Annotated in this window: 12 protein-coding genes; 4 read left to right on the top strand and 8 right to left on the bottom strand. The window is 43.1% G+C overall.

The window, feature by feature from the left end:
* Positions 1 to 194 precede the first annotated feature (194 nt).
* Complete coding sequence (locus tag BM122_RS13350; protein ID WP_074906009.1) at positions 195 to 608, top strand: hypothetical protein; 414 nt, start codon at positions 195 to 197, stop codon at positions 606 to 608.
* Between the two features lie 62 nt (positions 609 to 670).
* The gene (locus BM122_RS13355) at positions 671 to 1,210 is read left to right on the top strand and encodes a FecR domain-containing protein (protein ID WP_074906010.1); all 540 of its coding nucleotides are present in this window, start codon (positions 671 to 673) and stop codon (positions 1,208 to 1,210) included.
* Between the two features lie 471 nt (positions 1,211 to 1,681).
* Here the strand turns inward: BM122_RS13355 and BM122_RS21705 are convergent, their stop codons facing one another.
* From BM122_RS21705 to BM122_RS13365, 3 genes are all read right to left on the bottom strand, one after another.
* Complete coding sequence (locus BM122_RS21705; protein ID WP_083398496.1) at positions 1,682 to 1,954, bottom strand: hypothetical protein; 273 nt, start codon at positions 1,952 to 1,954, stop codon at positions 1,682 to 1,684.
* 134 nt (positions 1,955 to 2,088) lie between these two features.
* Complete coding sequence (locus tag BM122_RS21710) at positions 2,089 to 2,373, bottom strand: DUF4062 domain-containing protein (protein ID WP_305728210.1); 285 nt, start codon at positions 2,371 to 2,373, stop codon at positions 2,089 to 2,091.
* Between the two features lie 286 nt (positions 2,374 to 2,659).
* On the bottom strand, positions 2,660 to 3,547 hold the full coding sequence (locus tag BM122_RS13365; RefSeq protein WP_074906011.1) for a recombination-associated protein RdgC: 888 nt from the start codon (positions 3,545 to 3,547) through the stop codon (positions 2,660 to 2,662).
* A 973-nt stretch (positions 3,548 to 4,520) separates the two neighbouring features.
* Between BM122_RS13365 and BM122_RS13370 the strand changes: the two genes are divergently transcribed.
* Positions 4,521 to 5,696: a type III PLP-dependent enzyme gene (locus BM122_RS13370; protein ID WP_074906012.1), complete on the top strand. Its 1,176-nt coding sequence runs from the start codon at positions 4,521 to 4,523 to the stop codon at positions 5,694 to 5,696.
* Positions 5,697 to 6,072: 376 nt separating this feature from the next.
* Positions 6,073 to 8,661 (top strand): DNA mismatch repair protein MutS, encoded by a 2,589-nt coding sequence (gene mutS, locus BM122_RS13375; protein ID WP_074906013.1) that lies wholly within the window; start codon positions 6,073 to 6,075, stop codon positions 8,659 to 8,661.
* Positions 8,662 to 8,932: 271 nt separating this feature from the next.
* On the opposite strand, the gene BM122_RS13380 is transcribed toward mutS, so the two are convergent.
* The 5 genes from BM122_RS13380 to BM122_RS13400 form a co-directional block, all read right to left on the bottom strand.
* Positions 8,933 to 9,418 carry an FKBP-type peptidyl-prolyl cis-trans isomerase gene (locus BM122_RS13380; protein WP_074906014.1) on the bottom strand — a complete coding sequence of 162 codons (486 nt, stop codon included), beginning with the start codon at positions 9,416 to 9,418 and terminating at the stop codon, positions 8,933 to 8,935.
* A gap of 84 nt (positions 9,419 to 9,502) precedes the next feature.
* A complete protein-coding gene (locus BM122_RS13385) occupies positions 9,503 to 9,955 on the bottom strand; it encodes a CopD family protein (RefSeq protein WP_074906015.1) in 453 nt (150 codons plus the stop codon).
* Between the two features lie 26 nt (positions 9,956 to 9,981).
* The gene (gene rnhB, locus BM122_RS13390) at positions 9,982 to 10,569 is read right to left on the bottom strand and encodes a ribonuclease HII (RefSeq protein ID WP_074906016.1); all 588 of its coding nucleotides are present in this window, start codon (positions 10,567 to 10,569) and stop codon (positions 9,982 to 9,984) included.
* A 74-nt stretch (positions 10,570 to 10,643) separates the two neighbouring features.
* Complete coding sequence (fabZ, locus tag BM122_RS13395) at positions 10,644 to 11,078, bottom strand: 3-hydroxyacyl-ACP dehydratase FabZ (RefSeq protein WP_074906037.1); 435 nt, start codon at positions 11,076 to 11,078, stop codon at positions 10,644 to 10,646.
* Positions 11,079 to 11,290: 212 nt separating this feature from the next.
* Positions 11,291 to 11,836 (bottom strand): OmpH/Skp family outer membrane protein, encoded by a 546-nt coding sequence (locus BM122_RS13400; protein WP_256212054.1) that lies wholly within the window; start codon positions 11,834 to 11,836, stop codon positions 11,291 to 11,293.
* Between the last annotated feature and the right edge of the window lie 6 nt (positions 11,837 to 11,842).

Raw genomic sequence — 11,842 nt, forward strand, 5'->3', positions numbered from 1 at the left:
CGGGAGTTTTGATCCAACGCATCACGCTGGCGACCCCTACATCAAGACGCTTGGCCACTTGCGCGATTGAGAGGTTCTCCTTCTCACGAACGGATCATACTTTACGGCGAAATGATATCGGATAGGTCATCTGTAAATTATAATCAATTTATAGGGGACATGCTATAGCAGCAAAAGCGCACTGTGCTGGAGGTATGGATGCAAATTCGCTCGACAGCATGAACGCTGATTCAGTTATTGAGCCTGGCTGCGAAAGAAGCTTTCCCCATCGATGTCGTGCCACCGTGGCACAACAAGCAATCCCTGACCGGTGGCCTGCTAGGCCAGTGACTGCGTATGGAATTTACCGGACTTACTTTCAGGGAAGATTTCAACTGGAAGTTATCGATATTGTCTTGCCCAAAATAGCGGGGCGACGCAGGATTATTACGGGTGTAACAATCGCGTCACCAGTAAGCTATGTCAGTTTCATTCGTTTCATTTTCAGTTTGTGCCGCCGTTGGGGCGGCGCAAGGAAAGAGGGTGAATGTCTAAAGTGGAGGTCAATAATTGAAATTCAGAAAATCAATAACCCTGTTTACTTATCGAGAATTTGCTTTAAATTCTGAGCTTTAAAAAATTTACTATCAGTATATAATTTTTGCTTATATTTTATATTGCGATAAATAAAATGCTAGAACCTAAGCCAGAACCCTTTAAATTTGTTTTCAGTTGGCGGCGCTTTTTGGTGCATTGTGCAATTATAAGTGGTTGCGTAATGCTTGGTCTGATGACTTGGTATTTTGGTAAGCCGCCTAGCATCCGGTTTTATGAAACAAAACAGGAAGAACAATTGACCACTGCGATAGCGGCCGGTATAGATATGGCGTTGGATAGTAGTAGTTCTATAGCCGTGAAAGTAGAGCCCCCCCTGCAAGTTGAGTTATTCAAGGGAAATGTTTATTTTGACATTGATAAAAATTCCCCCAATCAGCTTGAAGCAAAAGTCGGCAATGTCCTCATCAAGGGCTCTGGCACTCGCTGCAGTATCCAGATGAGCAAAAAAGGTAATAACCATGTCGCAGTTGCAGATGGGCACATCAAGATCCATCTCGCATCTGGGGTATATCAAATCAATGCATTTGAACAAGCTGATTTTAATGATGACGGCATCAGCCAACACCGGTTGATAGCTGATCGAAACATTGCACCCTGGCGATCACTACAGTAACTACGTGGATAAGAAGTTTAAGCTTGCTGCTTAATCTGTAAATTGCAAATCGCTGATTAGATCATATTATTGAAATTGGAGCCTCCTCCCATTGGTTTTACTCAAATATTTGAAGGAATTCCTCAAACTTTAAGCTCAATTCCACATTACTATAAGCCGCACCGCAACCATTGTCAAAACTAAGCGCCAAACTCACCGACGCTCGTTTCATCGACTGGTGATGCTCCTTTGCGAACCGCAAGCAATTTCGTCATATGCGTGTCCCCGTATGGGCTAAGGAGCCATCTGTCACCTTCGTCTATAGCAATCAGGCTAACGCTCTGAGCTGAATTTTAATTTTATCGAGAGAGCTTGAATAAATGCGTACTTACTCGATTTTGTTGTTAGAGAATGTTTTATTAAAATATTTTCTCGCTCGTGATACGATGTATTCGTTTAGACGCGAAACGATTCGATATTCCGAAGTTGGGCTTATGATTTCGGGCGCAAGATAAGAAAACAAGAGATCCCATGTTGTCTCGATTGAGTGGTCATATTCGTCACCTTTATCCAGTATGTGATACCATTCTTGCCTAGTTTGGGGTTGTTTGTTTCAAAACTGAACTCAATTGAGAACTTGTCACTGCCTTTTGAAAGCCCTTCGATACCAGCTGGTACTTCCAGCCCAACTTTCCGGAGCTTGTCTTCTAATTCTTCTACTTTTTTCTTTAAATCCAACACCTCTTGCGAGTTATCTTCTGGCACACGATCTGCACGGACCCATCCAACTCCTGGTTGATATTTTATGAGCTGGGTGATACTTCGCTAACCTTAGCACCGAGGTCACTTGGGCTTGACCAATATTTGCACAGCCGCTTCTGAAGCAGATTGCGAAATTCTTATAGCTTCTTCCTTGATTGAGGACTTCCCTCACTTTTGCCAGTCTCAATTTTTGATGGATATTCATGAAGAAATGCAATTACTGGTTTACCTGTTTCAAGGGCATATCGGTATTCCATTTCCGTGTAGCTCATGCCCGTCACTTCTGAAAGTGTTCCATATCGGCCACCCACATTAACGATATAATAGTCAAATTCATCGATGACTTTCTTTATCCAATTCCATTGCTGCTCATTCGCTGCCAGGAAAAGCTCCATTCCTGCAGGCATGCAATCTAGCTCCAAAAGTGCTTACATCACCTCGGGGCGCTCTTCTAGCAGGTCTGTATATGTGGAACTGACAAATACCTGATATCGCTTGTCTATCATTTTCGTTCGTTCTTTATTACATAATAAGTAATTATATGCTTTCTGCATAATTACCATATTTATGAAAAAGGAAGTAACAAAGTTGGGATATTAGTCCAATTTTCTAACTGCAAATTATTCAAAATAGGAGGATAGCCAATCCCATAAATCATGACATAATGCTTGTACCATTGGACTTAATTCGAAAATTTCAAACTGGGTGTCATTCAACTACCTCACCCCCCAATGCATCGATTAAATCAGGCAGTAACTGCTTCAATTGTTCGGTCATGAGGAAGAAATTGCTATCAAATTGTTCTTCAGCCGATTCTGCAGGTTCTTTTTCAATATCGAGCAAGGTAAGCCGCTTGATTTGCAGGTTTTCATCCAGCACAAAGGAAAGGTTGTTTTCCCATACCATTGCCTGTTTGGTAACTTCTTTGCCCGCTCGCACATGCTTGGTAATTTCATCTGAATCGAGTGGATGGCGCTGATAACTGACCGAGACTTTTTTATCTTCTCTGCTACGGAAAACACTGTCACTATCAATGGTAAAGGCATGAGGCAACTCATCGCCTGACAGCCATCTGGTCATGGCTGAAGCAGGGGTCAGCGTGGTCTTGATGCGCTTGAGTAGAAGCGTGGGGATCGTTTTCAGGAGAGTTTCAGCAAAGGTATCGGCCTTGGCGATATTCGAGCTATCGATAATGATCCAGCCATCTATCGGATCGATCCAGGCGTGGCTTTTTTGCCGGACGACAAAGGCACGCGGTAGTAGTTCGTATAAGGCTGCTTCTTTGATTTCTTTCATCTGTCTGCGACCAACCGGATAGCCCTGCTGCGCTTCCATTTCCAAGGCACGCTCTTTGGCACGCTGGTTGACAACCGAGGAGGGCAGCAATTTTTTTTCAGATCCCAGCGCAATCAGCATTTGCTGGCCGCGCGCATACACCAGCCTAGTTTCTTCCATGCCGGGTGGAATCCAGCCCAGGCTTTGCATTTCCATGCTTAAGCAGGCTTGCAGGGTGCGTCTGGCTAATAACTCTTCCAGCTCTTCAGGCGTCAGCTTCCAGTCAGTAATACGATAAATTTGTAAATTCTTAAACCACATAAAGATACCTCTATAAGTCGATTTTACAGGCGAATCGCGATTTTAAGTACTCGCTCGTTTCTCACCTATTTTCTTGAATTGTTTCGTTGCTCGCTGCGCGCTTCCTTGTGCTTCACCCAGCAAAAGTGAATTTATAAAGATGATCCTATAAAAAGATTAATTAGTGCTTACCCGAAAACTCTCAAACTCAATAAAGAACAAAAGGTTGCGCCTGATTTCAAAAATGAAGGTTTCTAAGAATTTGAGTAAAACCAGCGCAATTCAATTAATCAACCTTACTCTGCCTCAATCTTTTAGAAATCTTCATTTCTTCAATTAGATGCAACTCCCTGTTTTATTATTGGAACAAAGGGTGTCCGGGTAGACGCTAATTAAGCATCGTTCTTTTGGGGCACGCTAAATATGCGGAGAATTGTACAGGCGATTGCTGATTTTGGTTCAACTAATGGTATGCCAAGTTATAATCTTCAGAAAAATTTAAAGAAGGGTCAGTGGCTTAGCACATTACCTCGTTATCAGGCGCTCCCCTTCTCGCCTATATTTCCTTAAATCACTTATCTGCAAATGGTCTATCCCACCCTATGTCTCCTCTTTCCGGCTTGATCCCGGCCTGCTGAGTACAGCAAAGTTTGATGCACCTTATCACTTAAGGTAATTTGTCTTGAACAATAAATTGTTTTTATTGTCTCAAGCACAACTTAGAATATATTAGAGTGAAAAAGGTAAAAATAACTTATGCCACAGCCTCATGATTTCATGTGTTTATTTTTTAGAATAAGCCATTTATTTCTTCATAAAAAAAATGCTTGATTCCATAGAAATCCAGCCTATAATTCCTACCCTTTAGTCATTTTATTAGCGCCAAGAAGTAATAAGGAGGTCATCATGAAAAGTAAAGCGAATTCTTTTGCGAAGGTTGATTTGGTTCATATTCATATCCCAGAAACGTAGCGACTTTTGATAGGAGTTAATGATGAAAATACGTACCGCCACTGTGCAAAAGAGAATTGAAAATGAAGTTATCTTTGACACCCATCCTGAGATTAGTTTAGATCTCTCCTTCGTTGAAGAAGCACTCAAAAAAGGCTATGACAGACCCTTCTTGTTGGTCGACAGCAATATTATCCGCAATAAAATTCGCCGCTTTAAAGCGGCTATGCCGCGTGTTCATCCGCATTATGCAGCAAAAGCTAACCCGGATTCGCGTGTATTAAAAGCACTAATAGAAGAAGGTTGTGGGTTTGAAATTGCGTCCATTGCCGAACTGGATCTGTTACTTGGCCTGGGAGTTCCTGCAGCGGAAATCTACTATAGTAACCCAATGAAATCACGTAGCTACCTGGAATACGCCGCATCTAAAGGCGTGGAATGGTATGTTCTGGATAGTATCGAAGAGCTGCGTAAAATCGTCAGTGTCAAGCCAGATGCAAAATTATATTTGCGCATCGATACACCCAACATCGGCAGTGATTGGCCCCTCGCAGGAAAATTTGGCACGCACCTTGCCGACATCAAAGCAATTATTAACGAAGCGGTCTCACTGAATGCTGATCTCGCAGGTGTAACCTTTCATGTTGGTTCTCAATGCCGTAATCCGCAAAACTGGCGAGTCGGTATTGAACGCGCAAAAAATGTTTTCGCTGACATGAGGCAGGCAGGATTAAGGCCTCGCTTACTCAATATCGGTGGTGGTTATCCAGTACGTCATGTTAAACCAATTCCTTCTATCGAGGTGATCGCAGATGTCGTCAATGCTGCAATTGCTGATCTTCCGGAAGAAATTCGCATCATGGCAGAGCCAGGTCGGTATCTTGTATCGGACTCTGCATGCTTTGTTTGCAGAGTTGTGGGCACTGCCACACGCAATGGCAAACGCTGGATGTATTGGGATGCAGGCATATTTGGCGGTATTATCGAAGTTAGTGAAGGGCTACGTTATGAGATTTTGACTAACCGCACAGGTAGTAATACGCCATGGTCCATTGCCGGCCCAACCTGTGATTCTGTTGATGTGTTGATGCATGACGAGCTATTGCCAGAAGATATCCAGGAAGGTGATTTCATCTTTATTCCCAACGCCGGCGCCTATACCACAGCCTACGCCAGCAATTTCAATGGTTTTCCTTTACCTGATGTCATCGTTTTGTAGTTTGGCTTTATGTATTAGCCAATAATAATTACCGCAATTCGGTAAGGAGTATGCTTCATCCTGGCTAAACTTGTTGAATTCTATTTCCCTTCGATAAGTTTAGCCAGTAGTCAGTCAGGCTATAATCTGGATAAATCAATCAAATACAGTATTAATTCCATTTCTAAATCAAAAATGACGCGAAGGCGAAACGCAGACAGTATAAATAATATGGCAAGGTGAAGCCGACAAAGTCGGTTTTGATTTAGAAATGGAATAGGCATTAGCGTACATCTTCGTATACTTATGGAAAGCAAATCCTCCATCGCAGTAGCTTAACTCGTGCAATAGCCTCATCTACTAAAATATATTGCCAGATTAATATTCCGTCAATTTTATGGCACTAGAAAATCATACTCCTATGATGCAGCAGTACTTGCGCATCAAAGCGCAACATACTGACAAGCTGCTCTTTTACCGCATGGGAGATTTTTATGAGCTATTTTTTGAAGATGCTGAGAGAGCAGTTAAGTTGCTCGATATCACACTGACACAGCGTGGGACATCCGCAGGTGAGCCCATCAAGATGGCCGGGGTACCCTATCATGCCGCTGATCAATACCTGGCCAAACTCGTCAAACTAGGTGAATCAGTTGCTATTTGCGAGCAAGTCGGTGACCCAGCTACAACCAAGGGACCAGTAGAACGTAAGGTAACACGGATCATCACACCCGGCACACTGACCGATGCCGCTTTGCTAGAAGACAAACGTGAATGTATCGTGCTCGCGTTAGCTTCCCATAAATCGACGTTAGGTTTGGCATGGCTTAATCTAGCTGCTGGTCAGCTGCGAATGTTGGAAACTTCTCAAACGAATCTAATGAGTGAACTAGAGCGCTTGCAGCCTGCCGAAATTCTTTTACCTGAATCGTTGGATGCGTCGTTAGCACTTGCTGAACCAAGGAATGTCAAACAACTGCCTGCTTGGCAATTCGACTACAACAGTGCTACTCGTAGCCTGACCAAGCTACTTGGCACCCATGATCTTGCTGGTTTTGGTTGCGATGATTTGCATGCTGCGCTGCAGGCTGCTGGAGCGCTGCTCGAATATGTGCGCCTCACTCAGGGAACCGATATTACGCATATCAAAACAATCCAGGTTGAACGTGAAGGAACTTACGTTCGTATGGATGCCGCTACCCGCCGTAATCTAGAAATTTCTGAAACTTTACGCGGAGAAACTTCACCCACCTTGATGTCGTTACTGGATACTTGCTCAACTACTATGGGCAGCAGACTGTTACGACATTGGCTACATCATCCATTACGAGATTACTCGATCCTGCAGCATCGGCTTGGCAGTGTCTTCGCCCTGATGAAAACTACTGGGATAGCGGTGCCATATACTAGCATCAGGGAACATCTCAAGCGCCTTGCCGATATCGAACGCATCGCTGCGCGTATTGCACTCAAATCAGCTCGGCCGCGTGATCTTTCCGGTCTGCGGGATAGCCTGATCGCTTTGCCTGAGATTGTCGCTATGACAACTCATATTACCAGCGAGCACATCACTTCGTTAGCGCATGCCATGGTACCTGAGAATTCTTTGGTAGTGCTATTACAACAGGCATTACTCCCCGAGCCGAGTGCACTATTACGTGAAGGAGGCGTCATCGCTGATAGCTACGATGCTGAACTGGCTGAATTACGAGCCTTACAAAATAACTGTAGCGAATTTCTGCTTCAACTGGAAGCACGCGAAAAAACGCGAACAGGCATTCCTAATCTCAAAGTGGAATATAATCGGGTACATGGTTTTTATATCGAAATCACGCATATACATAATAATAAAATTCCATCCGATTATCGTAGAAGACAAACTTTGAAAAATGCCGAACGGTATGTCACGCCTGAGCTGCAGGCTTTTGAAAACAAGGCGCTAGCAGCTAGAGATCATGCACTTGCCAGAGAAAAATTTTTATATGATACCTTGCTGGCAAAACTTAATGCATATTCCAGCCATCTACAGAACATAGCGCAGAGTGTGGCAGAAATAGATGTACTGAGTACCTTCGCAGAGCGAGCTCAATTACTCAACTATACCGCACCAATCTTTACTGAAGAAGCGGTCATAGAAATTCAAGCCGGTCGCCACCCTGTGGTAGAAAGTCAGGTCAATCATTATATTAGCAATGATGCGCATCTTGGAGTAGGTGGAACTGGCAGGCGACAAATGCTTATCATCACAGGCCCCAATATGGGAGGAAAATCCACTTATATGCGACAAACGGCCTTGATAGCGTTACTTGCTCACTGCGGCAGTTTTGTACCTGCAACACATGCACGTATTGGGCCGATTGATCAAATCTTTACCCGCATTGGCGCATCAGATGATCTGGCCGGTGGAAGATCCACCTTTATGGTTGAAATGACCGAAATGGCCAATATCCTCCGTAATGCTACCAGCCAGAGCTTGGTGCTGGTCGATGAAATTGGGCGGGGAACCTCTACCTTTGATGGTTTGGCACTGGCTTTTGCCATTGCCCGTTATCTACTGACTAAGAACCAGAGTTATACATTGTTTGCAACGCATTATTTCGAACTGACCAGATTAGTCGAAGAATTTGAACAAGCGGCCAATGTTCATCTGGGAGCTGTTGAACATAAACAACACATTGTCTTTCTGCATACGGTTAATGAAGGACCTGCCAGTCAGAGCTACGGTCTGCATGTGGCAGCGCTGGCAGGTGTACCTGCTCCAGTAATCAAGGCAGCTCAAAAAATCTTGACTAAACTAGAACAGGAAAATATCAGTAACAACCCACAACTCGATTTATTTTCAGAACCAACCGATACCACTATACAATTTTCTGAAACATTTCATCCCATTTTTAGCCATTTGAGTAAACTTCTACCAGATGAATTAAGTCCAAAGGAAGCACTCGAACATCTCTATACATTGAAATCGATGCTGAATAAAGATTGAGCGTTTTGACCTGCGAAGTCTTTATTCCATTTCTAAGTTAAACCTGATTTTGTCGGCTTCACCTTACCGTATTATTATACTGTCTGCGGCTCGCCTTCGTGTCATGTTTGATTTGGAAATGGCATTAGCAGTCTGTTGAAAAACGTATTTATAGCAATAGATGATAGGAACAAACAGGCAAAAAAGTTTATACCTGATAAACAGTAATTTTTAGCCTGTTCTTAACACCAGAGCGACTACAAGATAGTTTTTCAACAGCCTTTAGGGTTTATTAGTGTTCATGATGACCATGCGGCCCATGTACATGACCATGTGAAAGCTCATCATGGGTAGCAGCGCGCACTTCCATTACGGTACATTCAAATTGCAAAGCCATGCCAGCGAGCGGATGATTGCCATCAACGACAACAATATCATCGGTGACATCGGTAACCGTATAAATCATCACATCATCGGAATTCTCTTCTCCGCCTTCGAACTGCATCCCTACCTCAACAGTATCTGGGAAAGCACTGCGCGGTTCTATGCGAATCAATTCACTGTCATATTCCCCAAAAGTTTCTTCCGGCTCCATTGCTAAGGAAAGTTGATATCCTGCTTCCTTTCCTTGTAGCGCCTCCTCTACACTCGGGAACATTCCTCCATAACCACCATGCAGATAACTGACTGGTGTTGTGGATTCTTCCATAACCTCACCGTCTAAATTAGACAATTTATAGTATTGCAGCGATACCACGGTATCCTTTTCTATACGCATCTTTTTTCACCTATATTGATTCTCTTTAATAATTGAGTATAAAAACACAAAAAGGTTTTTAGTACATCCTCACGATCGGTCAAGCTAAGTTGATCCACCTAAAACTGCAACGGTAATGGTAACCATTCCCAGTATAAGATTAATTCCGATTAACAAGCGAATTTGTCCTAGTACAATCCCTGCAGATGACCATTCTTCTCTGGTAATATGATAGTTAAGTTTCTTGAATGTCGAGAAAAACACATAAATAAAAATGAGTATCATCACTAGACCTAGCGCAAACATGAGGTGGATGTACAGACGTACGGCCATAAAGCCTCCCATTTGCATTACCATATAAAGGCCGCTTGCCAGGATGAGCCCTACTGATAAAAATACCCATGGAAAAAACCGGCTAAAAACACCATGCCACAGCTTTAATCGCAGAGGAGGTTCAAGCAACTGAGCAGCTGTTGGACGTAACACCATATAAGCAAAAAACATCCCACCCACCCAAATGACCACACCCAGTAAATGCAAAAATAATGGAATTTTCATGTGCGTCCTTTGCTAGAAAAGTAGAATCAGGAACTAGCAGGCTCCGTCAATAATGCACGTACAGGAGCAAAGCTGCGGCGATGAATGTTGGATATGCCATAATGCTTTAATGCTTCCAAGTGAGCTTTTGTGGGATATCCCTTATGCTGATTTAGACCATAAACCGGAAAATGTGTGTGTAATCGCTGCATTTCAGCATCACGTGCTGTCTTAGCCAGTATCGAGGCCGCTGAAATTTCAGCAACTAAACTGTCACCTTTAATGATCGCCCTGGTGGGGCAATTTAATCGTGGCGATTGATTCCCATCAACCAAAACAATCGAGGGAACCAGCGGCAATTTTTCAACGGCTCGTTGCATGGCGAGTAAACTGGCTTGCAAAATATTTAGCCGATCGATTTCGGCAACTGAAGCAGATGCGACTGCCCATGCTCTCGCTCGATGCTTGATGACACCAGCAAGGTAAGTACGTTTTCTCTCGCTTAATTTTTTAGAGTCAGCCAACCCTTCAATAGTGCAATCTGAGCCTAAAATAACACACGCAGCATAGACTGGCCCAGCAAGTGGTCCTCGGCCAGCCTCATCCACACCACCGATCCAATCAGTATCATGCATTGGCTTGTCAATAAGCTCTCTATGAGTGCAGAACGCCGAAGTAAAAAGAAATTTGCAAACAAGTGAAGCAGCTTCTATATGTTTCTAGCAGTACACATCAATTGTGCCTCAGTCACAAGCTGATCATCTACCTCTGCTCGCGCTGAATATTTCCAAACGCCTTTGATCTGTCTAGTAATTTCAACTTTCAACATAAGCTGGTCGCCAGCCATGACTGGTTTTTTAAAACGTACTCCATCAATCCCTACAAAATAATAAACTTGTGCATCATTTTTTGCAGCATTCTCTGTTTTGAGCGTTAATAATGCAGCTGCCTGCGCCAAAGCTTCGACGATTAAAACACCTGGCATAACGGGATAATGCGGAAAATGTCCAATAAAATATGGTTCATTGATCGATACATTTTTCAGGGCAATAATCTTTTCGCCTGGCTCATACGATACAACTCGATCAACCAAAATGAAAGGATAGCGATGAGGCAAATACTTTAAAATTTCATAAATGTCCATGGCATTCAATCTTATCTCCCTTTTTAGCCTGGATAGTGAATGAGCTATTTGTATAATAGTCCGCTTAATGCTGCCCCAGAATGCGTATAAGTGAAAAATAGATTATTCCATTTTTAAATCAAACATGGCGCGAAGGCGAGCCGCAGACAATATCAATAATACGACAAGGTGAAGCTGGCAAAGTCAGTTTTGATTTAGAGCTGGAATTATACCTATTTTCCGCTTGCCTGCTCCTGCTCGGCAAGCGCCTTGATAACGTGATTCGTAATATCGATACGCTGGCTGCGATAGACTGAATCCTGTAACTGCAAGATCAAATCATAACCCTCATTTTCTGCTATTTTTTTAATAACTTTATTGACGCGTTCCAAAATCAAACTATATTCCTCATTTTGACGCATAGTTAAATCTTCCCGCATCTGTTGCTGGGCACGTTGATATTGTCGGCTGATGTTCGCCAGCTCACGTTCCTTAGTTTGCCTTTCTTCTATTGTGGTATTTTTATCATTTTTCTCTAAATGCTCCTGCAATCCTTTGATTTGAGCGGCCATTTTCTTGATGCGCTCATCATACACCAGAAATTCTTTTTCTATTTTTTTTTGTGCTGCGATAGCTGGTGCAGATACTCGCAGTATTTTCTCGGTATTCACTACCCCGATCTTGATCTCTCCCGCCCAGATATTTGAGCTCCCGCCCATCAGAAAAATCAGCATGAACAAGCTGATCAACCACTGTAATCGTAACAGTTTACGCCTCAATGTACT

It is taken from the genome of Nitrosomonas communis, assembly GCF_900114745.1.
Lineage (GTDB): Bacteria > Pseudomonadota > Gammaproteobacteria > Burkholderiales > Nitrosomonadaceae > Nitrosomonas > Nitrosomonas communis_A.